The 24,763-nt window shown below is 67.5% G+C and carries 26 protein-coding genes; 12 read left to right on the top strand and 14 right to left on the bottom strand.

The window, feature by feature from the left end:
• From JWN68_RS19260 to xseA, 5 genes are all read right to left on the bottom strand, one after another.
• On the bottom strand, window positions 1–421 hold a 421-nt coding region (locus JWN68_RS19260; RefSeq protein WP_366519763.1), incomplete at its 3' end, for an HNH endonuclease signature motif containing protein.
• A gap of 49 nt (window positions 422–470) precedes the next feature.
• A complete protein-coding gene (locus tag JWN68_RS07485) occupies window positions 471–941 on the bottom strand; it encodes a DUF222 domain-containing protein (protein WP_297736974.1) in 471 nt (156 codons plus the stop codon).
• Between the two features lie 110 nt (window positions 942–1,051).
• Complete coding sequence (locus JWN68_RS07480) at window positions 1,052–1,903, bottom strand: hypothetical protein (RefSeq protein WP_297736972.1); 852 nt, start codon at window positions 1,901–1,903, stop codon at window positions 1,052–1,054.
• Between the two features lie 248 nt (window positions 1,904–2,151).
• Window positions 2,152–2,355 (bottom strand): exodeoxyribonuclease VII small subunit, encoded by a 204-nt coding sequence (locus JWN68_RS07475; protein WP_297736969.1) that lies wholly within the window; start codon window positions 2,353–2,355, stop codon window positions 2,152–2,154.
• On the bottom strand, window positions 2,348–3,616 hold the full coding sequence (gene xseA, locus JWN68_RS07470) for an exodeoxyribonuclease VII large subunit (protein WP_297736966.1): 1,269 nt from the start codon (window positions 3,614–3,616) through the stop codon (window positions 2,348–2,350). Before xseA ends, JWN68_RS07475 begins: the two co-directional genes overlap by 8 nt.
• Before the next feature lie 64 nt (window positions 3,617–3,680).
• On the opposite strand from xseA, the gene JWN68_RS07465 reads away from it, so the two are divergent.
• Both JWN68_RS07465 and JWN68_RS07460 read left to right on the top strand, forming a co-directional pair.
• Window positions 3,681–4,679 (top strand): 4-hydroxy-3-methylbut-2-enyl diphosphate reductase, encoded by a 999-nt coding sequence (locus JWN68_RS07465; protein ID WP_297736964.1) that lies wholly within the window; start codon window positions 3,681–3,683, stop codon window positions 4,677–4,679.
• Window positions 4,680–4,687: 8 nt separating this feature from the next.
• Window positions 4,688–5,311 (top strand): L-threonylcarbamoyladenylate synthase, encoded by a 624-nt coding sequence (locus JWN68_RS07460; protein ID WP_297736962.1) that lies wholly within the window; start codon window positions 4,688–4,690, stop codon window positions 5,309–5,311.
• Between the two features lie 29 nt (window positions 5,312–5,340).
• Here JWN68_RS07460 and JWN68_RS07455 read toward each other — a convergent pair whose 3' ends face one another.
• From JWN68_RS07455 to JWN68_RS07445, 3 genes are all read right to left on the bottom strand, one after another.
• Window positions 5,341–5,754 carry a DUF6542 domain-containing protein gene (locus JWN68_RS07455; protein ID WP_297736959.1) on the bottom strand — a complete coding sequence of 138 codons (414 nt, stop codon included), beginning with the start codon at window positions 5,752–5,754 and terminating at the stop codon, window positions 5,341–5,343.
• Between the two features lie 76 nt (window positions 5,755–5,830).
• Complete coding sequence (gene rmuC, locus JWN68_RS07450; RefSeq protein ID WP_297736956.1) at window positions 5,831–7,531, bottom strand: DNA recombination protein RmuC; 1,701 nt, start codon at window positions 7,529–7,531, stop codon at window positions 5,831–5,833.
• The gene (locus JWN68_RS07445; protein WP_297736952.1) at window positions 7,453–7,836 is read right to left on the bottom strand and encodes a DJ-1/PfpI family protein; all 384 of its coding nucleotides are present in this window, start codon (window positions 7,834–7,836) and stop codon (window positions 7,453–7,455) included. The genes rmuC and JWN68_RS07445 overlap by 79 nt, the downstream gene beginning before the upstream one ends.
• On the opposite strand from JWN68_RS07445, the gene JWN68_RS07440 reads away from it, so the two are divergent.
• Entirely contained in the window at window positions 7,829–8,986 is a 1,158-nt protein-coding gene (locus JWN68_RS07440) for an MFS transporter (RefSeq protein ID WP_297736949.1), read from the top strand. The genes JWN68_RS07445 and JWN68_RS07440 overlap by 8 nt on opposite strands.
• Here JWN68_RS07440 and JWN68_RS07435 read toward each other — a convergent pair.
• Genes JWN68_RS07435 through JWN68_RS07425 form a run of 3 tightly spaced genes read right to left on the bottom strand, consistent with a single transcriptional unit; the run spans window position 8,979 to window position 11,855 of the window.
• Window positions 8,979–9,758, bottom strand: a complete 780-nt coding sequence (locus JWN68_RS07435) for an exodeoxyribonuclease III (RefSeq protein WP_297736945.1) — start codon at window positions 9,756–9,758, stop codon at window positions 8,979–8,981. The two genes, JWN68_RS07440 and JWN68_RS07435, sit on opposite strands and share 8 nt — an antisense overlap.
• Window positions 9,759–9,813: 55 nt before the next feature.
• A complete protein-coding gene (locus tag JWN68_RS07430; protein ID WP_297736942.1) occupies window positions 9,814–11,337 on the bottom strand; it encodes a PH domain-containing protein in 1,524 nt (507 codons plus the stop codon).
• Window positions 11,334–11,855 carry a PH domain-containing protein gene (locus tag JWN68_RS07425; protein WP_297736939.1) on the bottom strand — a complete coding sequence of 174 codons (522 nt, stop codon included), beginning with the start codon at window positions 11,853–11,855 and terminating at the stop codon, window positions 11,334–11,336. Before JWN68_RS07425 ends, JWN68_RS07430 begins: the two co-directional genes overlap by 4 nt.
• A 69-nt stretch (window positions 11,856–11,924) precedes the next feature.
• Here JWN68_RS07425 and ychF point away from each other — a divergent pair, with 69 nt between their 5' ends.
• Entirely contained in the window at window positions 11,925–13,001 is a 1,077-nt protein-coding gene (ychF, locus tag JWN68_RS07420) for a redox-regulated ATPase YchF (protein ID WP_297736935.1), read from the top strand.
• 44 nt (window positions 13,002–13,045) lie between these two features.
• Here ychF and JWN68_RS07415 read toward each other — a convergent pair whose 3' ends face one another.
• From JWN68_RS07415 to JWN68_RS07405, 3 genes are all read right to left on the bottom strand, one after another.
• On the bottom strand, window positions 13,046–13,663 hold the full coding sequence (locus tag JWN68_RS07415; protein WP_297736931.1) for a site-specific integrase: 618 nt from the start codon (window positions 13,661–13,663) through the stop codon (window positions 13,046–13,048).
• Entirely contained in the window at window positions 13,660–13,839 is a 180-nt protein-coding gene (locus JWN68_RS07410) for a hypothetical protein (RefSeq protein ID WP_297736927.1), read from the bottom strand. Before JWN68_RS07410 ends, JWN68_RS07415 begins: the two co-directional genes overlap by 4 nt.
• Window positions 13,840–13,937: 98 nt before the next feature.
• The gene (locus JWN68_RS07405) at window positions 13,938–14,192 is read right to left on the bottom strand and encodes a hypothetical protein (protein ID WP_297736924.1); all 255 of its coding nucleotides are present in this window, start codon (window positions 14,190–14,192) and stop codon (window positions 13,938–13,940) included.
• A 1,171-nt stretch (window positions 14,193–15,363) separates the two neighbouring features.
• Between JWN68_RS07405 and JWN68_RS07400 the strand changes: the two genes are divergently transcribed.
• The 8 genes from JWN68_RS07400 to JWN68_RS07365 all read left to right on the top strand — a co-directional run bounded on the left by JWN68_RS07400 (window position 15,364) and on the right by JWN68_RS07365 (window position 24,744).
• Complete coding sequence (locus JWN68_RS07400; RefSeq protein WP_297736921.1) at window positions 15,364–16,545, top strand: sugar ABC transporter substrate-binding protein; 1,182 nt, start codon at window positions 15,364–15,366, stop codon at window positions 16,543–16,545.
• Complete coding sequence (locus JWN68_RS07395; RefSeq protein WP_297736917.1) at window positions 16,542–18,095, top strand: sugar ABC transporter ATP-binding protein; 1,554 nt, start codon at window positions 16,542–16,544, stop codon at window positions 18,093–18,095. The genes JWN68_RS07400 and JWN68_RS07395 overlap by 4 nt, the downstream gene beginning before the upstream one ends.
• Entirely contained in the window at window positions 18,092–19,150 is a 1,059-nt protein-coding gene (locus JWN68_RS07390; protein ID WP_297736913.1) for an ABC transporter permease, read from the top strand. The genes JWN68_RS07395 and JWN68_RS07390 overlap by 4 nt, the downstream gene beginning before the upstream one ends.
• 166 nt (window positions 19,151–19,316) lie before the next feature.
• Entirely contained in the window at window positions 19,317–20,801 is a 1,485-nt protein-coding gene (locus JWN68_RS07385) for an aldehyde dehydrogenase family protein (RefSeq protein WP_297736907.1), read from the top strand.
• 43 nt (window positions 20,802–20,844) lie between these two features.
• Window positions 20,845–22,485, top strand: coding sequence for a GMC family oxidoreductase (locus JWN68_RS07380; protein ID WP_297736904.1), 1,641 nt, complete (start codon window positions 20,845–20,847; stop codon window positions 22,483–22,485).
• Between the two features lie 189 nt (window positions 22,486–22,674).
• Window positions 22,675–23,067 (top strand): hypothetical protein, encoded by a 393-nt coding sequence (locus JWN68_RS07375; RefSeq protein ID WP_297736900.1) that lies wholly within the window; start codon window positions 22,675–22,677, stop codon window positions 23,065–23,067.
• Window positions 23,068–23,179: 112 nt separating this feature from the next.
• Window positions 23,180–24,022 (top strand): fumarylacetoacetate hydrolase family protein, encoded by an 843-nt coding sequence (locus tag JWN68_RS07370; protein WP_297736897.1) that lies wholly within the window; start codon window positions 23,180–23,182, stop codon window positions 24,020–24,022.
• Entirely contained in the window at window positions 24,019–24,744 is a 726-nt protein-coding gene (locus JWN68_RS07365; protein ID WP_297736894.1) for an SDR family NAD(P)-dependent oxidoreductase, read from the top strand. Before JWN68_RS07370 ends, JWN68_RS07365 begins: the two co-directional genes overlap by 4 nt.
• Window positions 24,745–24,763 lie beyond the last annotated feature (19 nt).

Raw genomic sequence — 24,763 nt, 5'->3', positions numbered from 1 at the left:
TCGGCCTAGGTTCGTCGGTGGAAGCGGTAGTCGCCGTGGGGGAGGCGGTGGGGTGAGGTAGCGGGTGTGGTGGGCTCGGTGGTGGTGGTGGGGTGCTGAGCAGTGCGGCGTTGGTGAGGTCGGTCTTGGCGCCGTGGCTCCAGGGGTCACGGTGGTGGGTCTCGCACCAGGCGGCGGGGACGGTGCACCCGTCGGCCTGGCAGTGGGGGTGGCTCAGTCGGATGGCTTTGCGTTGCGCGCTGGAGTGGAGGCGGCGGGTGCGGCCGAGGTCGAGGACTTCGGAGGTGCCGCCGAGGACGGCGGGCAGGGTCTTGGCTTGGCAGGCGAGGCGGCGTGCTTGTCCTGCGGTGATGGCGTCGCCGGTCTCGAGGGTCGCGACGCCGGCGGTCTCGAGGTCGGCGGTGAGGTGGTCGAGGCGCAGGTGGACGGTGACGGTGGTGGCGGTGCCGCCGTGGGCTGGGGGTGGGGGCCTAGTCGTCGGCGAGATCGATGAGGTGCAGCTCGGCCCGCGTCCGGACCTCGGGCGTGATCGTAGGGTCGGTGGGGAGGTCGTCGAGGGCGTGGGTGATGAGGTGGGCCTGGTCGAGGTTGACCCGGCCGGCCGGGACAACCGCGGACAGGTGGGGGTAGTCACGGTCGAGCGAGGAGGCGAGGCGGTCCAGGGCGGTGGCGGGGCGGTGGTCGTGGCGGGTCGCTGCGGCGTACCACGCACCAGCGGTGCGGGCACCGGTCTCGTCGGCGACGTCACCGGACGCGGCCAGCACCGACAACAGCAGTCCTTGGGTGCGGGTGATGATCGTGGACAGCTCGCGGAGGGCGGTGGGCTTGTCGCCTGCCGGCACGAACGTGGGGTTGAACGTGGCCGCCTTGTCGAGCTCGCCGGCGATGCCCGCGACAACGTCCAGCAGCGGGAGCTGGCTCTGGTCGCGGGTGGTGGACATGCCAGGACTCTACGAACAATTGCCGAACACCTGTTCGAGTCATCCACATACGGCCAGAGAGACGTCCGCACCGCAGATTGTGGACCGAAAGTGGCCCGAGGCAACCGCCCTCAGAACGGGAACGTGTACGTGCGGCCGGCAGGGAGCGCGATTTCGTAGTCGAGTACGTCCACAGAGCACCGCACCCACGCAGTGCGTCGGCCGGTCTCACCCACCACGGTCTCGAGCAGCACATGCGTCGAGTCCTCCCACGTGACCGGGCCGAACCGGCCACCGGGGGGCGGAGCGATGGTCTGGACGTCACCCGAGGCCGAGTCGCGGACGCGGACGCCTCCGTCGCGGTCGTGGTAGGCGAGCGACCCACCGGTCGCTGAGAAGCTGCCTCCGGCGGCCCCTCCGATCCTTGTCTGGGACTCGATGAAGGTGCGGGAACGCAGGCGACCGACGACCGCACGCCTGTTGCTGGTCAGGATCAAGCCGTCGCCGGCGACGCTCTCGATGTAATACCAGCGGCGGAGGCCCTGGATGGGGGCGACCCTGCCGCCGCTCCTGAGCGGAGCGAGCCAGGCAACACCACCGCCGGTGGCGAAGACGCGGCCCTGGTTGTCGACCGCATTCAGCGTCAACGGGTTGTCGCAGCACGTCGGCTTGAACGGGAACGTGACGGTGTGCGCTAGCGGTGTGCGGCGTTCGACATCCCAACCCGCGACCCTCGCGTAGCCGTCCGCCGAAGTCGCGAGCTGCCACGCCACGAACCTGCCGTCCGGGCTGATCACCGGCGTGGAACCGTCGTCGGTGAGCAGTCGCAGCGAACCACGCCACCCCTCCAGGACTTGGTAGACCGAGTACGCACGGCCGCCCTTCGACGGGCCGTAGACGAGCGGGACCGCGTTGTCCGAGAGGCGGAGGCTTGTGTACTTGAAGGGTGACGCGATCCTCGTGCCCCCGGGAGTGACCATCATGCCGTCGTCGACCTACGCCAGCTTCGGCTTCGCCCCGACGTCCAGATCTTTCAGGCGTGGTGGCGAGGCTCCGTCCTGGGGCATCGCAGGGGTGCTGTCGCCGGTAGGTGAGGCGGACGCGGAGGTTGGGACATTCTTCTCCGCGCTCGTGCACGCCGAGCCCGCCACAGCGACGAGCAGGACGGCCGCAGCGGTGCACCCGGATCTCATCAATTCTCTCCCCGTCGTGGGGCGCTCACTATGGCGCCTCACTCGGGGTCGTCGTCGGACCTCGCCGCGTCGAGTCGTGCGCGGGCACCGTCGAGCCACTGCTGGCACGTCGTGGCGAGCTTCTCCCCGCGCTCCCACAGCGCCAACGACTCCTCGAGGCCGGTGCCGCCTGCTTCGAGGGTGCGCACGACCTCGATGAGCTCCTCGCGGGCCGCCTCGTAGGACGGGTTGTCGTCACTCATCTCCGGTCTCCTTCTGATCGGCAGGTGTGGGTGGGCTGATCGCTTCGGTGCTGCTGGCCGTGGCCGCGATGCGGCCGTCCACGACACGGATGCTGAGCTTCTGCTTGGCCAAAACCTCGTCGACGCTGGTCACGACGTGACCGTCGGCGTCTTGGACCACGGCGTATCCGCGCTGCAGTGTCGCGAGGGGCGAGAGGGACTGTGCTCGCGCCCGGTGGTGCCCGATGTCGTCAGCCGCCCGGTCGAGGCGGTGCGCGAGGTGGCGGCGGGCGCGCTCGCGCAGCTCGGTCACCTCGTCGGAGCGGACGTCCAGGATGGTGCGCGGATCGCGCATGACGGGCCGTCCGCGGAGGTCGTCGAGCCCGCGTTGCTCACGCTCGACGAGCTGGCCGACGACCTGGCGCAACCGGTCGCGCGCCCAGATGACTCCGCGCAGCTCCTCGGCCATGTCGGGGACGACCAGCTTGGCCGCGTCGGTCGGCGTCGAGGCGCGGACGTCGGCGACCAGGTCGAGCAGGGGCGAGTCCGGCTCGTGCCCGATGGCCGACACCACCGGGGTGCGCGCCCGGTGGACGGCCCTGATCAACGCCTCGTCGGAGAACGGCAACAGGTCTTCGACCGATCCACCCCCACGTGCGATCACGATCACGTCGACGTCCGGGTGACGATCCAGCTTGTCCAGCGCCTCCATCACCTCGGCGGCGCAGCGGGTGCCCTGCATGGCTGCGTATGCCACCTCGAACTCGACAGCGGCCCAGCGCCGGCGCGCGTTGTCGAGCACGTCGCGCTCCGCAGCGCTGTTGGGAGCGGTGACCAGGCCGACCCGTCCGGGCAGGAAGGGCAGGCCGCGCTTGAGCTCCGGCGCGAAGAGGCCCTCGGCGGCCAGGAGCTGGCGCCGACGCTCGATCCGCGCCAGGAGCTCGCCCAGACCGACCATGCGGATCTCCCGGGCGTGCAGGGAGAAGGTGCCGCGATTGGCGTAGTAAGAAGGTCGCGCGTGGACGACCACGCTCGCGCCCTCGACCAGCGGTGGGTTGAGCGAGTCGAACAAGGTGCGCGGGCACGTCAGCGGCATCGAGATGTCGGCATGCGTGTCGCGCATGGTCATGAAGACGGTGTTGATCCCTGGCCGTCGGCTGATCTGGGCGAGCTGACCCTCGACCCAGACGCCGCCCAGCCGGTCGATCCACTGGCTCACCGCGTTGGCCACGGCGCGGACGGGCGCAGGGGACTCCGGGGTCGCGTCGCGCAGGGAGGGCACGCAGGCGAGAGTAGGGGACGGCGCCGACATCGCCGATCAGCCGCCCGCCTTCTAGACTCGGCCCATGACGACCGACCTGGGCCTGCCGCCCGTCCTCGACCCGGCCGCCGCGCGTGAAGTGCTGCTCGCAGCGCCCCGCGGCTACTGCGCCGGCGTCGACCGGGCGGTCATCACGGTGGAGAAGGCGCTCGACCTCTACGGCTCACCGGTCTACGTCCGCAAGCAGATCGTCCACAACAAGCACGTGGTGGCCGACCTGGAGTCCCGCGGCGCCATCTTCGTGGAGGAGCTCGACGAGGTCCCCGTGGGGCAGACCGTCGTGTTCTCGGCCCACGGCGTCTCGCCCGCGGTCCATGCCGAAGCGGCTGAGCGGGGTCTGAAGACCATCGACGCGACCTGCCCGTTGGTCACCAAGGTGCACCACGAGGCGAAGCGCTTCGCCAGCGACGATTACGACATCCTCCTCATCGGCCACGAGGGCCACGAGGAGGTCGAGGGCACCGCCGGTGAGGCGCCGGACCACATCCAGCTCGTCCAGAGCCCGGCTGACGTCGCCGGCATCGTCGTCCGCGACCCGGCCAAGGTCGCCTGGCTCTCGCAGACCACCCTGTCGGTCGACGAGACCCTGGAGACGGTGGCCGCGATCCGGGAGAAGTTCCCGCTGCTGCTCGACCCGCCCAGCGACGACATCTGCTACGCCACCCAGAACCGTCAGCTCGCGGTCAAGGAGATCTCGCCCAACGCGGACCTCGTGATCGTCGTCGGCTCGCGCAACTCGTCCAACTCGGTCCGCCTGGTCGAGGTCGCTCTCGAGACGGGCGCCAAGGCTTCCTACCTCGTCGACGACTACACCGAGATCGATGAGTCCTGGCTGGACGGGGTCTCCAACGTGTCGGTGACGTCGGGAGCCTCGGTGCCCGAGAACCTCGTCGACGGTGTCCTGGCCTTCCTCACCGAGCGTGGCTATCCCGCTGCGCGTGCTGTCCACTCCGCAGAGGAATCCCTCATCTTTGCGCTGCCTCCTGAGCTGCGCCGTGACATGCGCGCTGCCCAGAACGGCTGAGCGTCCCGATGGCGCGTTATCTCGACATCCACCCTGAGAACCCTCAGCCCCGATTGGTCGCTCAGGTCGTTGATGCGTTGCGAGGCGATGCCCTGATCGCCTACCCGACCGACTCCGGCTACGCCCTGGGGGCACAGCTCGGCAACCGCGACGGGCGCGACCGGATCCTGGCGATCCGCGGGCTCGACGAGCGTCATCACTTCACCTTGATGTGCAAGGACTTCGCCCAGCTCGGACACTTCGTGCACGTCGACAACGCCGCGTTCCGGGCCATCAAGGCGGTCACCCCGGGGCCATACACGTTCATCCTGCCGGCGACCGGGGAGGTGCCGAAGCGGCTCATGCACCCGAAGAAGCGAACGGTGGGCGTCCGGATCCCGGACCACGCGCTCGTCTGCGCGATCCTCGAGGAGCTCGGCGAGCCGATCCTCACCAGCACCTTGATCCTCCCGGGCGAGGATGAGGCGCGCACGATGGGCTGGGAGATCAAGGAAGAGCTCGACCATGTCGTCGAGATCGTGATCGAGGCGGGGGAGACGCCCGCCCAGCCGACGTCGGTCATCGACTGGTCGGGTGCGGATCCCGAGGTCGTCCGCCGCGGCGCGGGCGACGTGGAGCGCTTCGAGGCCTGATCCGGCATCCGCCTCGAGCGGGTCCGGACTCAGACGCGCGCAGCGTCACGGCGGCGCGTGCGTTGGCGCAGCGCCAGCGTGCCGAGGCACAGCGCGTAGCCGGCGACCAGGGCGCCGCTGTGGTGAGCCAGACCGGAGACGACGGCCTGCACGATCCCGTCCCCCTTGTCGGCGACGGTCTCAGGGGCGACGGCACCCAGCAGGGTGACGACGGCCAGCATCATCAACGGGGGCAGCACCCCGACGGTGAAGAAGTCGTGCGGTTTGACGACCAGCGCGAGCCCGAGGCAGAGCACGATGAAGCACAGGTCGAAGAAGAAGCTCAGCTCGCCGACGAGGGTCACGTTGACGGCCACGATCGTCAGGGCGACGGCGATTCCCAGCGCGACCGCTTGGCGGCCGGGCTCGAGACCCTCGGTCCACACGGATCCGGTCTGGCTCACGGGCAACAACGTAGGACCGGGAACTCGTGGCTCATCGGCGCCGCGCCGCGGGGAGGCAACGGTCCGTGCCCCGGCCTCAGGCACGGCGGATCCTCGGTCCGTCGGCCTCGGGTGCGCTGTTGAACAACATGGCGTCGGCGATGCCTGGTCTCGCCACCTCACCCAGCGCCTCGAAGTCGTCCACCTCGAAGTCATCCCGGTCCAGGTCGTCAGTGTGGAGGTCGTCAGTGTGGAGAACACCCGCCGACACGTCGTCTGCCCCGAATTCCGGTGCACTCAGGCGGCGCGGAGCCGCCTCGACCTGTCGCGGGGCCGGCAGGTCGTCCGCGGTGACCCCGAGGTCCGAGAACCGTCGTGCCGTCACCAGAACCCGACCCTCCAAGGACCCGACGCCGGCGTTGTACGCCGCAACAGCCGCCCCCAGTGCCCGGCCCACCCGGTCGAGGTGGGTGGCCATGGACCCCAGCCGGCTGTGGAGCTCCTGGCCGAGCCGCTGCACCTGCTGCGCCTGGGCGTTGAGGACCTCGTGCTGCCACCCCTGAGCGACGGTGCGCAGCAGCGCGATCAACGTCGACGGCGTGGCCAGGACGACGTTCTTCGCAGCGGCCTGCTCGACGAGGTCGGGGACGGCCTGCAGCGCTGCCTGGAGAATCGTCTCGCTGGGGACGAAGAGCACGACGAACTCCGGTGTCTGCGGCATGGCCTCCCAGTAGCGGCGCGAGCCGAGGTCGTTGACGTGCTTGCGGACGTGCTCGCCGAGGCGCTGGAGGGCGCGGTCGTGCTCGGCAGGATCGTCGGTGCCTGCGGCGTCGAGGAACGCAGCGAGCGGCGCCTTGGCGTCGACAGCGATTGTGCGTCCTCCGGCCAGGGTGACCACGAGGTCCGGTCGCAGACGGCCGTCCTCGAAACGAACCTGCTCGGCGAAGTCGCAGTGGTCGACAAGGCCGGCGAGCTCGACGGTGCGGCGCAGGTGGAGCTCGCCCCACTGGCCGCGGACCTGAGGCTTGCGCAGGGCGGTGGCCAGGGTGGAGGTCTCGCGGCGCAGGCCCTCGGCCGAGAGACGCATGTCGGCCACCTGTTGGTGGAGCTGGGCCTGCCAGGCGACCCGGTCGTGGGACAGGTCACTGAGCTGGTCCTGCAGGCGGTCGAGGCCGTCGCGCACCACGGCATCGTCGGCCGCCCGCTGCTCGAGGGCGGCGATGAGGGGCGGCGCCTCGACCCCGCGGGAGCGGGCCCACAGCATCCCGATGAGCGTGCCGAGGCCGACGCCGACTAGCAGTGTCAGCAGCAGAGGGAGGAGGGTGCCGGTGTCCATGCCTCCACTGTGGCGGACGCCACCGACACTCAGGGGGACGTCGGGACGGAGACCCGTTCGAGGTGGGTGCCGCGGAACGTGCGCCGATAGGTCGAGGGTGACACGCCGACGCTCGCGCGCAGGTGCTGGCGCAGTGACGCGGCCGTCCCCGACGTGACGCTCGATGAACTGGGCCTGGCCGCCGTCGCGCCACGGCGCCACGACCATGTGGCCCGCGACAGTGTTGGCCACCGCCGCACCGTGGTCGCTGCGCACGATGTGCAGGCACAGGTCGATCCCGGCACTCAGGCCGGCGGACGTCAGGACCCGTCCGTCGTCGGTGAACAGAACGTCCTCGTCGAGCGCTGCGTCGGGAAAGAGGCGGCGGAAGTCGTCGGCGTACTTCAGTGGGTGGTGGCGCGATGGCCTTCGAGGATCCCTGCTGCGGCCAGTACGAAGGCACCGGTGCAGATCGACACCCACCGGGCGTCCGCGGGCACGGAGGCGAGTGCGGCGCGCACGTCGTCGGGCAGCGTGCCCGCACTGCGGGGACCGGGGACCCGGGTGCCGGGGACGATGACGGTCTGTGCCGTGGTCAACGCCTGTGGCCCCGCCGACGGGACGATCGCATATCCCCGGGACGTGGCAACCGGACCCCCGTCCATGCTGACGACCTGGATGTCGTAGAGCGGGTGGCCCTCCGGGTCGAGGCCTCGCAGAAGACCTGGGGCGGGATGGTCAGGTCGTAGCCGATGACGGGCGGCAGCGCCAGTGCCCGGCGTGCTCATCGAGCCGCTTCACGAGGAGTTCGGCTGGTCGCACGGGCTGATCGGCTCGGCCGTCTCGCTCAACCTGATGCTCGTCGGGGTGATGTTGCCCTGCGCCGCTGCCCTGATGGATCGCTTCGGCGTCCGCCCGGTCGTGACGTTCGCGCTGGTCATGGTCGCGGTCGGCAGCGGTCTCACGGTGTTCATGACCGAGCCCTGGCAGCTCATCCTGTGCTGGGGGCTGCTGGTCGGGCTCGGGACCGGGTCGATGTCGATGGCCTTCGTGGCCACGATCACGAGCCGCTGGTTCGTCGCCCGCCGGGGCCTGGTCAGCGGCATCCTCACGGCCGGCAACGCCACCGGACTACTGATCTTCCTGCCCGTGGTGGCGTGGCTCGCAACCGAGCACGGATGGCGTACGGCGGCGCTGCTGGCCGCCGGGGCGGCAGTGGCCGTCATCCCGCTGGTCCTGCTCCGCAACCACCCTGCTGACATCGGCCTGCGTGCCTACGGAGCCACCGAAGCCGATCCGGGACCGCCGCCCCACCAGCAGGCCGGGTCGAGCGCCGGCCGTGCTCTGGCGGTGTTGCGCGACGCGTCGCGGAGCCGTACGTTCTGGCTGCTGTCCGGAGGCTTCGCGATCTGCGGCATGACCACCAACGGCCTGATCGCCACGCACTTCGTGCCGGCGGCGCACGATCACGGGATGCCGCCCACGACGGCCGCCTCGCTGCTCGCCGTGGTCGGGATTTTCGACGTGGTCGGCACCATCGCGTCCGGCTGGCTCACCGACGAGGTCGACCCGCGGCTGCTGGTGGGCTACTACGTCCTGCGCGGTGTCGGACTGATGACGCTCCCAGCACTGATGTCGCCGCACGTCGCGCCGACGATGTGGGTCTTCATCATCGTCTACGGCCTCGACTGGGTGGCGACCGTGCCGCCGACGGTTGCGCTGTGCCGCGATCGCTTCGGTCCCGGTGTCGGCCCGATCGTCTTCGGCTGGGTGTTCGCGAGCCACCAGATCGGGGCAGCGGTCGCAGCAACCGCGGCGGGCGTCGTACGCGACGTGACCGGCGGGTACGACCCGGCGTTCTACAGCGCTGCCGGGCTTTGCGCGATCGCGGCCGCCATGTCCTGGGCGATCCGCAAGACGCCGCAGCCGGTCACATGAGGTCGACGATCACCGGCGCGTGGTCCGACGGAGACCCGGTGCCCTGCGCCGGGTCCCGCTCGTCGCGATCGATGAACGCGCCGGTCACTCGGGCAGCGAGGGCGGGAGTGGCGACGACGAAGTCGATCTTGAGTCCCCGGTCACGCTCGAAGCGCTGCCGGTAGTAGTCCCAGTAGGTGTAGCCCGGCGCGTGCGCCCGCGTCGTCTCGACCCAGCCGTCGTCGAGGAAACCCTGGAACGCCGCCCGTTCTGGCGGCGTGACGTGGGTGGACGTGGCGAACTGCTTGACGTCGAAGACGTCGTCGTCCGTGGGACAGATGTTCCAGTCGCCGACCAGGGCGGTCTGGGTGTCGACCCACCCGCTGGCAGTGGCCCGGAGACGGGCGAGCCAGTCGATCTTGTAGAGGTAGTGGGGGTCGTCGGGCTTGCGTCCGTTCGGCACGTAGAGGGACCAGACGCGTATGTCGCCGACGGTCGCGCCGATGGCACGCGCCTCGGCGATCGACGGATCGCCGTACTCAGGCATGCCGTCGAAGCCCACGGTGACGTCATCGAGGCCGACGCGTGAGATCAGGGCCACGCCGTTCCACTGGTTGGAGCCGGCGACGGCGACCTCGTAGCCGCGTGCCTCCAGGCCCATCAACGGCAGCTGGTCGGCGCGCGCCTTGGTTTCCTGCAGGGCCAGGACGTCGATCTCGTGGCGGTCGAGCAGCGCCTCGACGCGGTCGATGCGGGAGCGGAGGGAGTTGACGTTCCAGGTCGCGATGCGCACCTCCTCACCCTAGGAGGACGTGCGTTCCGTGCCCGAACTGGCCACGATCCGGCCGTCAGGCCAGCCAGTGGCTCAGCACCCCGGGCGTGCAGCGGTCCGCCAGTCGGATGGCGGCGGACAGCGGAATGTCACGTGCCACCACCCGCTCGGCGCCGGCAGCCGTGGTGGCGACGAGGGTGGCGAGCTGCAGCCGTCGCTGGAACCACGACTGGTGCAGCACCCAGCCGATGATGCCGTCGTGCTCGAGCACGGTGCGCACGCGCGCCACCTCGCCGCTCCCCATGACGAGGTGCTCGTCGGTGGTGCCGTGCCCGAGATGGCGGTAGGACACCTCGGCCACCACCGCGGACAGGCAGAACCCGAGGACGGCCACGAGGGCGGGCATCCACCACGGAAGGTCGACCCAGATCATCAGGAGCAGCGTCCCCGCCAGCACGATGCCGGTGGACAAGAGGTTCTTGGTCCAGGAGCGCCGACGCGCAGCCGGGCCGTGCCGCGTCAGCTGCAGGCTCATCGCCGTACTGCTCCCGAGGACGTCCGCCCCGACCGAGCGGGCCACTGCCTGCGGACACGGGGGCAGCACGGCGGTCACACCGCCGGAGCCCACGCCGGTGGCCAGGGTGGAGAGCTCCGCTCCGCCGACCAGCCGCAGCAGCACGGGCTCCTTCATCTCGACCCCGCGGACGCGCTGTTCCTCCACGCTGATGGACCGGGTGGTGAAGAGGCCTGCCGTGAGGTGGAGCGACCCGGCCTCACGGGTCAGCCGCATGTCCCACCACTGCACGACATAGCCGCTCACCGCGATCATCACCCAGCTCGTGAGCCCGCCGATGATGAGTCCAGCGATCACGACGGCGAGCGCGAACTGCCGCACCCATGACCAGGCTGACTCCGCCACGTCGGCCACCGGCAGCTCGTCGCCGAACTGCGAGAGGGCACCGACGGCCGCGGCCAGGACGACCAGGCGGGCGAGACTGAACGGCGCGAACCGCAGCCAGGACCAGTCGATCTGGGCCAGCACCCGGGGCGCTTCGACGGTACGGTCCGCAGCCTGCCCGACGGCCGGCTCGCCCACCGGGGGCGGCCTCATCTCCATTCCCGAGGTGGCCGGCGTCGCGGACGCGGCCACTGCCGCGGCCCGTCGGGCGAGCAGGAACGCGCGGAGGCTGTCGGCGTCAGCGCGCGAGACCGAGTTCAGCGTGATCCGGTCGTCGTCGACGCCCGTGCCGATCTGCACCTTGGACAGGCCGACCAGGCGTTGCAGCAGGGAGGCCTCCAGGTCCACGCTGCGGACCCGGTCCAGCGGAGCGGTCTTCATCTTCTTGTTGAGCAGACCGGTGCGGATCTGGAACTGGGTGTCGGTGGTCCGGTAGAAGGTCGTGAGCCAGGGGAGGACGCCGACCACCACCGCCCCCGCGACCACGAAGGGCAGCGCCCACCACGGCATACCGCCATCGCCCTGGCTGATGCCGACGAGGGTCACCACGGCGGGGAAGGCGAACTGACCCAGCACCTTGACCGGGTCGATGAGCAGGTTGCGCGGCGAGAGCCGGAGCCACGGGGTCTCCGCAGCACTCACGTGGCATCGCCCTCGCTGGCGCTGGTGATCTCGGTCAGCTCGGCCACCAGTTGTCGAGCATCGTCGCGGTCGAGGCAGTCGATGGTGAGGGGCCCGGCCGCGGACGCTGTCGTGACCGTGAGCGACGAGAGACGGAACAACCGCATCAGGGCGCCCTGGGTGGAGTCGACCGTCTGCACCCGGCTCAGCGGGGCGACCCGGCTGTTGATGTTCAGCCAGCCGGCGCGGGTGTGGATCGCGGTCGGAGTGACCTCCCAGCGGTGGATCCGGAAGCGCAGCTGGGGCATGAACAGCACGTGGGCCAGCGGCGCGACGAGCAGGAACACTAGGACCGGCAGGGCCCACCGCGGGCGCTCCCCGTCGAAGATCGCCGGTAGTGCGAAGGCGTAGACCGCAATCGTGATCGCCCACTCGACCACGGCCCCGATCAGGGCGCTGACACGCCAGTAGGTCACCGCTCGTGGTGACACCTGGTGGAGCGGGTCGCGCAGCAGTGCGGCGTCGGGTGCCTCGATCATGGCGCGAGCCTAGAGGCACGTCGGGCGACGAATCGCGGAGGCGTCCGTGCCGCCGTAGACTCCCCGCCCGTGGCTCTCACCATCGGCATCGTCGGTCTCCCCAACGCGGGCAAGTCGACCCTCTTCAACGCCCTGACCAAGAACGACGTGCTTGCGGCGAACTACCCCTTCGCCACCATCGAGCCCAACGTCGGCGTCGTCGGGGTCCCGGACGACCGGCTCCCGAAGCTCGCCGAGATCCACGGCTCGGCCAAGCAGCTGCCCGCGACCGTCGAGTTCGTCGACATCGCCGGCATCGTGCGCGGCGCCTCCGAGGGGGAGGGCCTGGGCAACAAGTTCCTCTCGCACATACGTGAGTCCGCGGCCATCTGTCAGGTCACCCGCGTCTTCCGCGACGAGGACGTCACCCACGTCGACGGCGAGGTCAACCCGGCCTCCGACATCGGCACGATCGCGACCGAGCTGATCCTCGCGGACATCCAGACGGTCGAGAAGGCGATCCCGCGGCTGGAGAAGGAGGTCCGCGGCGACAAGTCCAAGGCTGCCGTCCTCGACGCGGCGCGTACGGCGCTGACCGCACTCGAGGGCGGGACGCCGGTCATCGACACCGCCACCGACCGCGAGCTGCTGCGCGAGCTCTCGCTGCTCACCGCCAAGCCCTTCATCTTCGTCTTCAACTGCGACGCCGACGAGCTCTCCGACGAGGCCCTGCTCGACAAGATGCGCGCTCTCGTCGCCCCCGCCGAGGCGATCTTCCTCGACGCGAAGTTCGAGTCCGAGCTCGTCGAGCTCGACGACGACGCCGAGGCGCGCGAGATGCTGGCCGACATGGGCATCGAGGAGTCCGGCCTGGACAAGCTCGCCCGCGTCGGCTTCGACACCCTCGGCCACCAGACCTACCTGACCGCCGGCCCCAAGGAGACGCGGGCCTGGACGATCAAGAAGGGCGCTACCGCACCCGAGGCCGCCGGTGTGATCCACACCGACTTCCAGAAGGGCTTCATCAAGGCCGAGATCGTCTCCTTCGACGACCTGATGGCCGCGGGCTCCATGCAGAAGGCCAAGGAGGCCGGCAAGGTGCGCATCGAGGGCAAGGACTACGTCATGGTCGACGGCGACGTCGTGGAGTTCCGCTTCAACGTTTGAGCGCACACTCTGTTTGTGCAGGTCAGACCGTGTTTTGGGGCCGCCTAGGCCCGTCCTGCCGTCACTGTGCCCTCACCAGAGCCAGCGACTTCGGCGAACGGGTGCGCGGCTGCGTCCCGTACGCGGTCTTCAGCGGTGGGCCACAGGGGGGCGTAGGTGGTGAGCGCTGTCGTCGACTTCGTGTGACCCAGAGCGCGCTGGACGGCTACCACGTCGCAGCCCGAGGCGATCAGCCCGGAAGCGTAGAAGTGCCGCGGATCGTGCAGGCGCACGTCCTCGACGCCAGCCCTACGGAGCGTGGTGCGCCACCGGTGACCGACGGTGTTCTGGTGCGGCGGCAGGTCTTCGACCTCGGCGAAGAGCCAGTCGTAGGCCAGGCCCAGTGCCGCGTGCTCCGAGAGCATCTGGAGCAACGCGTCAGGGACGTGGACCGTGCGCTCGGAGTTGTACTTCGGCAACCTGATCTCGACCGTGCCGTCGAGACGCTGGACCTGTCTGCGCACGTGCACCTGGCGACGCAGGAAGTCGATGTCGCCGACCTGCAAGGCCGCGGTCTCGCCGAGTCGCAGACCGGCGAAGGCGCAGAGCCCCACGAACGCGCGACACCGCGGCTCTGATGCCTCGAGGATGCTGCGGACGACCTCGGGCGTCGGGATCGTCATGGTGCCTCCCGACGGCGAAGCCGCGGCAACCGGACCTGGAGGGTCGGGTCGACCGCGATCATGCCGTCGCGCACGGCCGCTCGGAACACGGAGCGCACGTTGACGAATCGGGTCTTGATCGTGCCCGGCGCGAGCAGACGCGGCCGGGTGGCGGTCGCCATGGTCAGGGACTTCACCCACGTCTCGACGTGGCTGGGACGGATCAGGCGCAGGTCAACGTCAGCAAAGTGGTCGACCGGGCGACGAGCGACATCGCTTTGCGGGTCCCGTCGGTTCAGAGCTGGTCTCGTCCCCACGCCTCGAAGTAGCTCAGGAACGACACCTTGCCCGCTTCGGGGTCCACCCAGCGCCCCCGGTCCAGAGCATCGAGCTGCTGCCGGCGCCACCGCACGGCGTCGACCTGCTTGTCGAAGGTCCGCTGGTGCTGGCGACCCGTCCCAGGATGGCGGTAGCGAGCCCGCCAGGAGTCGCCACGACGGGTGACGCCCTCAGCCATCAGCGTTCCCGGTGGTGGTCCGGTGGAAGCCATGTCATTCCTCTCCGAGGCGCACCACGGTAGCTGCGCCCGCCGACGGTGGCCGAGGCCTGTTACTGGTCGCATTGCACTACCGACGGTTGACATCGGTCACTGACGCAGATCTCATCTCGTACTCCGGCGTCCCTCATTGGGCGGCCGCCTTTGAGTGACGCACCCCGTCCATGGCCGCTGTCTTCGATCGCGACCGATCAGTTGCGATTATTTGAGTCATCCGGTTGGTCGTCGTTGGCCAGCTGGCGCAGCCGGGTGGCCTCGCGGACGCTGAGTTCGCAGGCAGCGGCGGTGCGTACGGCACCCGGCACCCGACGTCATGGATCTCAGGCAGGCAGCGGCCGGCACGTAGCTCCAAACCGGCGACCAGGACGTCTCGATGCGAAGGGACGTTGAGGACCTCGGCGACGACGAGTTCGAATTGGCGCTCCCGTTCCCGTGCCAGTTCTCGACGTGCGCGATCCGGTGTGCCGCCTTCAGCTGCATCGCGTCGTACCCATTGTCGATCGCTCTGAGTCATTGAGCGCCCCATCGCAACCGCGCGCGCTGCGCCGGGCGTACCCGTTGGAGCTCCGCCTCGACGCTGCTCCACCGCGCGTCTGACAGCCGCCCGTTCGTCGCACCCTCACGGATATCCCGGATGATGCGCCGACAAGCCCCGGGCGACTCGAGCACGGCGCGCACGCAGTCGTCGAGGTCCGCCTCCACCCGGACGTACTCGATCCCAATTGCGCCGCTCGCGGAGGCTCGTCCCTCCTCCGACGCCGCCCGCCGGCGCTGCGGAGAGCACCAGCGACGCGGTCTTCCCGCGGGACGTGGCCACACCTCGTGGATGATTGCGCCGCACCTGGGGCATGTCCGTTGCGGGCTTCGCAATCGGCCGCCTAAGCGCCAACCGACGCCAAGACGGGGTCCCGCCTGCACCGTGATGGGAAGGGCTCTCAAAATGCCAAGAAACTGCAGCTTCAGCATCATGGCCAAACACTCCCGTACTGCGACTTAAACGCCTCCCATCGCGTCGGGTCCTCCGCGCTCAGTAGCGACCGGAGGCGCTGGGAGGCGGCTCTGCTCCGTCGGCCGGCTCTGGGGGCGCGCAGATGTGACGCTTGACACTCCTGCGTGCTGCATGCAGGATTCAGGCAATCCCGTTAGGCAATTTGAGGAGTAGGTCATGAAGAAGGTCACCCGGCGGATCGCGATGAGGCCTGCACGCCTCCGCGTCGTATCCCTGTTCGCTGCCCTATTGGTCGTTGTCTTGGTGGGGTCAGGCTGCACCACTGCTACCGAGCAGTCCGCGGGGTCCGACAGCGAGGTCTCAGATTCTGAATTGGTACCCGAGGCTGCCGCGGCTAAAGAGGTGGCCGAAGGTTTGATGACGTCCGAGGCCACATGGCAGGGACCGGCCTCAGCTCCGGCGCCGCAGGCGGGCCAGCGGGTAGCCGTTGTTTCGTGCTGCCAGGCTTCGGAGGGAGCCGCCCGCCCGACTGCTGCAATTCAGGAGGCCAGTAAGGCCATCGGCTGGACGGCCACGGTCTTCGACGGTAAGGGAGATCCAACCGAGCAAAACAAGGCCATCAACGCGGCGGTGGACGCGGATTTCGACGCGATCGCGCTGGTCTTCGTCGACACCACCACCGTGTCTGAGTCGCTCCAGCGCGCGTTGGCAGCGGACATCCCCGTGATCACCCTCGGCGCCCTCCGTAACACTCCTGACTCGATCCCGGACGTATCGCATGACTGGGTTGGATACGGCGAGCAGCTCGCCAACTACATGATCTGGAAGTCGAATGGATCCGTAGACGCGTTGATGCTCAACAACACTGATCTCCTCATTGCTTACGGCGGCCAACTGAAGGGCTCTGAAGAGGTTCTGGGAGATCCGTCACTTTGCCCGGACTGCAACATGGAGAAGAAGGATTGGTCTCTTGCAAATCTGGACACTCAGCCCGCCGAGCTCGCCACGGCAGCGCTGCAGGCCAATCCCGACATCAACTGGGTTTGGTGCTTCGATGCCTGCATGAGCCGGGTGTCGCGCGCACTCACAGCGTCTGGCACCACAACAGCTGATGTTCGTGGGGCGGGGTTCGACTGTAATGGCGAGAACCTGCAACTCATCCAGGAGAACAAGATTCAGGTCGTCTGCGCCGCTGACCCGCGTGATTGGGAAGGGTATGCCGTTGTGGACAACCTGAACCGCATGCTTCAAGGCGAAGAAGCCGTGGACCAGAAGATCCCGACCAAAATGTTCGACGCCTCCAATATTGACACCCTTTCCGACGAGGAGTTGAAGAGTGGCTGGCAGGGTGACATCGACTTCCGGTCTGAGTACGCGAAGCTTTGGGGTCTTTCGTGAGCGAGTTCACTCACGAGGCGGGGGCACATAGCACGTCGGCGGCTCCGTCGACCCCCGAGGCGGGCTGGGTGGTTCGGGCCGCAAACGTTTCGATGGTGTTCGGGGCGACGTCCGCTCTGCGGGAGGTCGACCTGGTCCTTCGGCCGAGCCGCGTACACGCCCTGCTAGGCAAGAATGGTTGCGGTAAGTCCACCTTGGTGAAGGTCCTGGCGGGGTATCACGTTCCCAGCGCAGGTGAGGTGCAGTGGGCCGACACTTCGGCTGACGCGGGGCAGCAGATAGCGTTCGTTCACCAAGATCTTGGGCTGGTTCCTACGTTGACGGTGGCAGAGAATCTGGGCCTTGTTACGGGGTTCACCACCAGGGCCGGCGCCATCGATTGGCGCGCGGAGCGTCGGCGGGCCACGGAGGCGTTGGCGGAGCTGTCAGTCGACTGTAAGCCTTCGCAGGCCGTAGGCGAGCTGGGGCCGGTGGAGCAGACGCTGGTAGCAGTGGCTCGCGCTCTTGCCATTCTGCCTTCGACGGGCGGTGTGCTTGTGCTGGACGAGCCGACGGCTCGACTGCCGGCCGAGGCGGCGCGGCGGTTGGTGTCCCAACTGACCAAACTTCGGCGGCGTGGTACAGCAATCCTGTTCATCTCCCACCGTTTGGAGGAGGTGGAGGAGCTTGCCGATGAGGTCACTGTGCTGCGGGACGGAGTGGTGGTCCACCATGGGGAGGCCGACGAGCTTGACCACGACTCGTTGACATCGCTGGTCGTCGGGGAAGCTGCGGCGGCTGCGGTCGAACGGACCGCGGCGCTGGGTTCGACCGATGTATGCGTGGACGTCCGCGGCCTGACAGGTCAGAAGGTGCGTCGCGTCGACCTGCAAATACGGCGCGGTGAGGTGCTCGGTGTCGCAGGTCTGGTGGGCTCCGGACGATCTGAACTGGGCCGCCTTCTTTTCGGGCTCCAGGACGTGCGGGAGGGGACCATCGAGGTCGATGGAGTGGATGTCACCCGCTCGCGAGCCCGGGCCAACGTCGGGCGCGGGTTCGGTTACGTGCCTCAGGATCGTAAGGACGGGCTTTTCCTCGAGCTGAGCGTGGCCGACAACGCGGTCATTGCCGACTTGCGCAGTCTGCGGGTTGGCTACGGCGTCTCCCGCGCTTTGGAACGGTCGGCAGCACGCGAAGTCGTCGCCAGCCACCTGGTCAAGTCGGACGGCATAGACGCCTCAATGTCCACCCTGTCTGGCGGCAACCAGCAGAAGGTCGCCATCGGCAAGTGGATGCGACGTGACCTCAGGTTTCTCATCCTCGACGAGCCGACTCAAGGCATTGATGTCGGAGCCCGAGCGGAGATACTCAGCCAGATCCGGGCTGCTGCGCGCCTCAGGGGCCTGGCGGTGCTGGTGATGGACTCGGATGTCGAGATCCTGGTCGAGCACTGTGACCGAGTGGTTGTGATGAGCCGTGGACACGTCGTGAACGAGCTTGCGGGCCAACAGCTGACCACCGACAACGTCAACCGCGCCGTGTACGGCACCGGAAGGATGCAGGCGTCATGAAGTTTCCCGTTTCGATCGGCAAGTACGGCCTCGTGTGGGGCCTCATCGTCCTAGTCGTGGTCTTTGCCGCCCTCCGCCCGGAGAGCTTTGCGACCACCAAGAACGCAGGATCAATACTCAGCGACAGCGCCGTGCTGTCATTGATCGCCTTGGGCATCATGGTGCCGCTCATCGTTGGGCACTTCGACCTGTCCCCGGGGTTCGTGGCTAGCCTGTCCGTGATGCTGACTGCTGGACTCATGTCGCGCAACGAGATGCCATGGCCGGTGGTGCTCGTGACAGTGATTCTTGTCGGGGCAGGGATCGGCCTGTTCATGGGCTTTCTCGTGGGCTACATGGGGCTGAATTCGCTGATTGTCAGCCTTGGGACCGGGACGGTCGTCTCAGGACTGGTCCTCATGTACTCCGGTGGCGAGATCATCTTCCAAGGGATCCCCCCCGCAGTCCTCAACATCGGGCAGACGCGACTCGCGGGGTTCATCCCGTTGCCGTTTCTGTACGCCCTAGGTGCTGCTGTGATCATTTGGTTTGTCCTGGCCTACCGGCCCGTAGGCCGGCGTCTGTACGCCGTAGGGGGCAGTCCAGAGGCGGCTCGCCTGGTCGGCATCCCCGTCGCGCGCTACATCATGTTCTCCTTCATGGTGTCGAGCTCGATGGCTGCGCTTGCCGGCTTCGTCCAAGTTGCACGACTCGGCGCGGGGCACCCCACCTCGGCGCAGTCCTTCCTCTTGCCGGCTTTCGCCGCCGCGTTCCTCGGCGCTACGTCGTTTCGCCCCGGTCTGTACAACGTGTGGGGGACCTTTGTCGCGGTCTACTTGCTGGCGGTCGGAACGACGGGACTTTTCATGCTGGGGGCCCAGAGTTACGTAGACCCCATCTTCAATGGAGCGGTGCTTCTGACCGCGGTTCTCGTGGCTAGTCTCAGCGCTCGGCGGAAGAAGCGCATTCTCGAGGGCCGGGCATCGGAGAGTGCGAGCACCGGCGGCCCGCACTCCGATCCTCCTGGGGTAGGAGCGAGTGTCACCTCAGAGGGCCAGGCTGTGCCGGCGAGTTAATGCCGCGTCACCCAGCCGTTGAGTGCGATTGACACGCCACGGAATTGCATGAATGCAGTGGTTCCACGGTCCCGAGAGCGAGGTCCGTCGTCGCGACAGCGTCCACCCATGTACCTAACCCATCAGGCCGTGATCAAGCGGCCTTCGACCCGGAGGACAGATGACCATGACTGAGACAAGCACTTCTGCCGACCTGCGTGCAACAGCGATCGAACTCGCGGGGGACGGTCTTCAGCTCCTGGTAGGCGGGCGACTCGTCGACAGCATCGAGGGCGCAACCCTTCCAGTGTTCGACCCGAGCACGGGGGAGGAGGTTGCTTCGGTGCCGCGTGCAGCTTTGAGCGATGTCGACGCGGCGGTCACAGCCGCTCGGGCCGCCGTGAAGAACGGCTGGGGGCGCCTGAATGCGAAGGACCGCGAGGCGGCTATGCGCAGAATCGCGGCGCTGCTGGATCGCGACCGCGAACAGCTCGCGTTGTTGGAGGCGCTTGATACCGGCAAGCCCATCGCGATGAGCCGCGCTGTGGACGTGCCGCTGGCCATCGACACGTTCGACTATTACTCGGGTTGGCCTACGAAACTGTTCGGCGACACCATTCCCTCCGGCGGGCCAGACATGCACGTCTACACACGTCTTGAGCCGGTTGGTGTGACGACGCAGATCATTCCGTGGAACTTCCCGATCTTCGACGCCGCTGGGCGGATCGCGATGGGCATGGCGGCGGGCACCCCCGTCATTCTCAAACCGGCTGAGGTCACACCGCTTTCGGCTATGTACCTGGCCAGACTTGTCGCCGAGGCCGATCTTCCAGAAGGCGTCGTCAGCATACTGCCGGGCTACGGTCACGATGCGGGTCAGCGACTGGTAGAGCACCCGGGGATCGACGCGGTCGGGTTCACCGGATCGACGTCGGTAGGCAGGAAGCTAGCGGCGACCGCGGGTTCGCTCTTGAAGCCCATCAGTCTCGAGCTGGGCGGGAAGAGCCCGAACGTGCTGTTTGCGGACTGTGATGTCGAAGCAGCAATCGAGTCAGCGGTCTCAGGTATCTACCTCAATGCGGGCCAAGTCTGCAGTGCCGGTAGCCGGTTGCTCGTCCAGGACGACATCTATGACGAAGTCGTGACGGCGCTGGCCGCAAAGGCGGACGGGATGCGGGTCGGGCGCGCATTCGACGACGGGACCGAGATGGGGCCTGTGGTCTCGGCCGCGCAGTTGCAGAAGGTCCAGGAGTATGTCGGTTACGGGCATGAGGATGGCCGCGTGCTCACGAGTAGCGGCGACCTGCCTACGGACGGCTACTTCGCAGCGCCAACGATCGTGGCAGATCTTCCAAGGGACTCCCGGGTGATCACCGAGGAGATATTCGGGCCGGTCCTGGCTGTTGAAAGATTCTCCACGTTCGACGACGCCGTGGAACTCGCCAACGGTGGCGCCTACGGCCTCGCGTCCGCAGTCTGGTCTGAGAACGGCCGAACCGCCACTCGCTTTGCTCATGCGCTCGAAGCAGGGACCGTTTGGGTCAATTGCTTCCACCAGTACGACATCGCGGTGCCGTGGGGCGGCGTGAAGGCCTCTGGTTTCGGTCGTGAGCGTGGCAAGGAGTCGCTCGGACACCTGACGACGCCCAAGGTCGTCTGGAACGCCCTCTGATTTCGTCTGCACATCCCGGCACTCAGCACGGACAGGAACTTTCATGAACCTTCTCGATCCCAAAATCGATACGGCGGACGTCGTGATCATCGGCGCCGGGCCTAGCGGTGCGGTCGCTGCGCAGTCGTTCGCTGAAGCCGGCTTCTCGGTGGTTTGCCTGGAGCAGGGCGAGTATCCCGATTACACCCTGGTACGCAGCACCGAGCCGGAGTTCGAGCTCACCAAGGACCAGCACTACGGGTGGTACCCCAACCGCAGGAATGCTCCGTCGGACTACCCGATCAACGACACCGAGTCCGACGTCGCGCCGCTGATGTGGAACGGGGTAGGCGGCAGTTCGGTGATCTACGCCGCGGCGTGGCATCGCCTCAAGCCATCCGACTTCCGTGTTCACACCGTCGATGGGGTGGCAGCCGACTGGCCTCTGACGTATGCCGATCTGGAGCCTTATTACCAGCGAGTGGAAGAGCAGTTTTCGGTCTCGGGTGCACCGGGAGACCCCGCCTACCCGGACGGCAACGAGCCGCCCCTGCCGCCGTTTCCCCTCGGAGCGATGGAGCGCAAGTTCGCAGCAGCGCACGACCGACTCGGATGGCACTGGTGGCCGGGCGTCAACTCGATCGCGACGGTCCGTCACGGAAACCTCACCCCGTGCGTGCGCCGGGGGAGTTGTTTGTGGGGCTGCTTCGACGGCGCCAAGGCATCGGTGGACCGCACTCACTGGCCGCGAAACATCCAACTCGGCGTCAAGCTAGTTCAGCGCGCACGCGTGACCAGGATCGAGACCGGTTCCGATGGCCTGGCCACTGGCGTGTCGTACATCGACCGTGCCACGGGTAGCGAGCGGTTCCAACCGGCCCGGACAGTCATCGTCGCAGCGAATGGGGTCGGAACGCCGCGCTTGCTGCTCAACTCGGCGTCAGCGACCCACCCCCAAGGGCTTGCCAACAGTTCAGGCTTGGTTGGCAAGAACCTGATGATGCACCCGTACAGCACCGTCGTCGGGTTGTTCGACGACTTCTTCGAGGGCTGGCAGGGACCATACGGGCAACGGGCGTACTCCTTGGAGTTCGCGGAAACACGTCCCGAACACGACTTCGTTCGCGGGGCCAAGTGGCAACTCATGGGCACTGGCGGCCCCCTGAACACCACTGGGTCGTTTCCGTGGGGCGGTTCCGGAGCCTGGGGCCCGGACTTCCATCGCGAGGTCAAGCGTCGCTTCGGGCACTCGGCGTACTGGGCCATCATCGCCGAGGACCTCCCGAGCGAAGAGAATGCGGTCACCTTGGACTCGTCCCTAACCGATGCCGATGGCATGCCGGCTCCGAAGTTGAACTACCGAGCTTCGGAGAACACCAACCGACTGATGGAGTTCAATTACACGAAGGCGATCGAGTCCATGAAGGAGGCCGGCGCCTACGACACGATCATCGCACCGATCGTCCGAGAGACGGGTTGGCACCTCCTCGGGACGGCGCGCATGGGAAAGGACCCCGCGAGTTCCGTCGTTGACGGATTCGGACGCACACATGACGTGGCCAATCTGTTCGTCATGGACGGCAGTGTCATGCCCACCTCGGGCGCGGTGAACCCCACCGGGACCGTTGCCGCGCTGGCCCTGCGGAACGCCGAGCACGCAATCGCAAGTGCGCGCTCCCAGCGGCTCAGCAACGCCTCGGCCTGATTAAGCCTTCACCTAGATTGGAAGACGCATATGCCAGATGGTCCAGACAACATCTCAGACCCGGCGAACGAGGTCGAAGTGGCTCCCCAACTAAGTTGGGTCAACGTGGAGGCCGTAGCTTCGCCTCCCGGCCCAGCAGACAGTGACCTTCCCCTAGCGTCCACGGATCCCGTCCTAGCTCTGGCTGACGTGGCTGACCAGCTCCAGTGGGTCGCCGACGCTCTCATCCCTGCGGCGCCAGAACTCGACATGCCATCGGCGGTGGAGGCCGGTGTCATCGACCGACTCCTTCCGCGGGCCCTCCAGGCTCGCCCCGACCTAGCTGGGCCTCTTGTCGCGGCCCTAGCCGATCTGCCCGTGCTCGTCCCTGAAGACCCGCTCGGTGCGGTGAGGGCCCTCGAGGGTGCTCAATTCGAACTCGTCAGCCACGTCATTGCCGGGGCGTACTTCCTGGATGACGAGATCAACCGACGGCTGAAGTACCCCGGGCAGGAGTCGTTGGGTTACGACCCCGACTTCGAGGAGATCGAAGAGGTAATCAACCGAGTGATCGCCCGCGGGCCTGTGTTCATCGACGTATAGCGACATCAGTGCCCGTGCTGACGCCGACTGTGCCCAACGCGCCCGCAGGCGGCACCGGCCGGCCGCCCGCATTCTGTCCTGCGGCCCAATATTGAAAGGTTGACTTAATTAAATGCGACTGATAAACCTTGCCGGACGCGCCCATCTGCAGACTGACAACGGGGCGATTGACATCGCCCAGGTCAGCGATGGGAAGTTCGGCCCAGACCCGCAGTCTCTGTTCGCCGACTGGAAGGCGTTCGCCGCGTGGGGCGAGGACGCTGACACATCGTCGGCGACGCCCTTCGACGTGCAGGCGCTCGGGCCGCCCGTTCCGGCGCCACGACAGGTTTTTGCTATTGGTCTCAATTACAGTGAGCACGCCCTTGAGGCCGGCTTCGCGGTGCCAGAGACGTTGCCGCCCGTTTTCACCAAGTTCGCCAGCGCCTTAACAGGACCGGAAGGTGAGCTGGTGCTGAGTGGCGAGTCGGTCGACTGGGAGGTCGAATTGGTGGCGGTCATCGGCACGGAGGCGAGCCAGGTCAAAGCCGAGGACGCGCTGTCCTATGTGGCAGGAGTGACGGTAGGGCAGGACTTCTCTGACCGCGCCGTGCAGATGATTGGTCCTGCCCCCCAGTTTTCCATGGGAAAGAGCTTCCCTGGCTACGGCCCGACCGGGCCCGCCTTGGTCACGCTGGACGAGGTAGGAGACCTCTCTTCGCTGCGTCTGCAATGTTGGGTGGACGGTGAGCTCGTGCAGGACGGCATCGCTGGTCAGATGATCAACTCGCTACCACTCTTGGTAGAACGGCTCTCGGCGATCTGCACGCTCCACCCGGGAGACCTCATTTTTACTGGCACGCCAGCCGGGGTCGGGATGGGCCGGACGCCCGCGCGCTACCTCACGGCAGGTGAAGTTGTGCGCACGGAAATTTCCGGTCTTGGATCGATGACCCACCGCTGCGTCTCATTGTGAGGATTCTGCTGACAGGAGCCGCCGGCGGCATTGGCGGACGCATTGCCCGGCGTCTAGCCGAACAGAGTCATCGGGTCTTCACTGCCGACCGCGTCCTGGTGGCCGGGTTTGACGGCGTAGTAGCGGACCTGTCTGAGCGCGAAGGCAACCGCATCGCAGTAGATGCGGCAGTGGAGTCCCTTGGAGGTTTGGACGCAGTTATTCCCTCCGCGGGTATGCAAGTCCTGGCGCCAGTGGACAAGTTCCCAGAAGACGATTGGGACCGTTTGCTTGCAGTGATGCTCACCAGTCCGTTCCTACTCGCCAAGTACGCGTGGCCCCACCTCGCCGCTAGTCAGCAAGGACGGTTCGTCGCTATAGCGTCGGCCCACTCACACGTGGCCGGGCCGCGAAAGGCCGCGTACGTCTCGGCGAAGCACGGCGTCCTGGGACTGGTGAAGGTGCTGGCGGCCGACGGGGCCGCGGACCGGATCGGGGCTGTTGCGGTTTGTCCCGGCTACGTGGAGTCGCCCATGACACAGCGCAGGGTTGACGACATCCGTCGGCTCTGCCAACTCGACTACGCGGAGGCGGTCCGAGACTTCGTTGCTGGTACCCACCTAATCCCGGAGATGGTGCCCGTCGACGCGGTCGCTGAGTGCGTTGAACTTGCACTCGGACCATCAGGCCTAGCTCTGACTGGGGGGACGTTGACGCCCGACCTTGGCTGGACCGCTCATTGATGGGGGGGCGGCCACTCGG

The sequence above is a fragment of the Nocardioides sp. genome, from assembly GCF_025964975.1.
Taxonomy (GTDB): Bacteria; Actinomycetota; Actinomycetes; order Propionibacteriales; family Nocardioidaceae; genus Nocardioides.
This window is presented reverse-complemented; position numbering and strand designations above follow the sequence as displayed.

Coding starts and splice junctions, on each gene's coding strand:
- JWN68_RS07405 (WP_297736924.1), bottom strand. CDS start 14,192: ATGGCTTCCACCGGACCACCACCGGGAACGCTGATGGCTGAGGGCGTC.
- JWN68_RS07370 (WP_297736897.1), top strand. CDS start 23,180: ATGCGACTGATAAACCTTGCCGGACGCGCCCATCTGCAGACTGACAAC.
- JWN68_RS07485 (WP_297736974.1), bottom strand. CDS start 941: ATGTCCACCACCCGCGACCAGAGCCAGCTCCCGCTGCTGGACGTTGTC.
- JWN68_RS07380 (WP_297736904.1), top strand. CDS start 20,845: ATGAACCTTCTCGATCCCAAAATCGATACGGCGGACGTCGTGATCATC.
- JWN68_RS07390 (WP_297736913.1), top strand. CDS start 18,092: ATGAAGTTTCCCGTTTCGATCGGCAAGTACGGCCTCGTGTGGGGCCTC.
- JWN68_RS07465 (WP_297736964.1), top strand. CDS start 3,681: ATGACGACCGACCTGGGCCTGCCGCCCGTCCTCGACCCGGCCGCCGCG.
- JWN68_RS07475 (WP_297736969.1), bottom strand. CDS start 2,355: ATGAGTGACGACAACCCGTCCTACGAGGCGGCCCGCGAGGAGCTCATC.
- JWN68_RS07400 (WP_297736921.1), top strand. CDS start 15,364: ATGAAGAAGGTCACCCGGCGGATCGCGATGAGGCCTGCACGCCTCCGC.
- JWN68_RS07480 (WP_297736972.1), bottom strand. CDS start 1,903: ATGATGGTCACTCCCGGGGGCACGAGGATCGCGTCACCCTTCAAGTAC.
- JWN68_RS07385 (WP_297736907.1), top strand. CDS start 19,317: ATGACTGAGACAAGCACTTCTGCCGACCTGCGTGCAACAGCGATCGAA.
- JWN68_RS07460 (WP_297736962.1), top strand. CDS start 4,688: ATGGCGCGTTATCTCGACATCCACCCTGAGAACCCTCAGCCCCGATTG.
- JWN68_RS07415 (WP_297736931.1), bottom strand. CDS start 13,663: ATGACGATCCCGACGCCCGAGGTCGTCCGCAGCATCCTCGAGGCATCA.
- JWN68_RS07425 (WP_297736939.1), bottom strand. CDS start 11,855: ATGATCGAGGCACCCGACGCCGCACTGCTGCGCGACCCGCTCCACCAG.
- JWN68_RS07445 (WP_297736952.1), bottom strand. CDS start 7,836: ATGAGCACGCCGGGCACTGGCGCTGCCGCCCGTCATCGGCTACGACCT.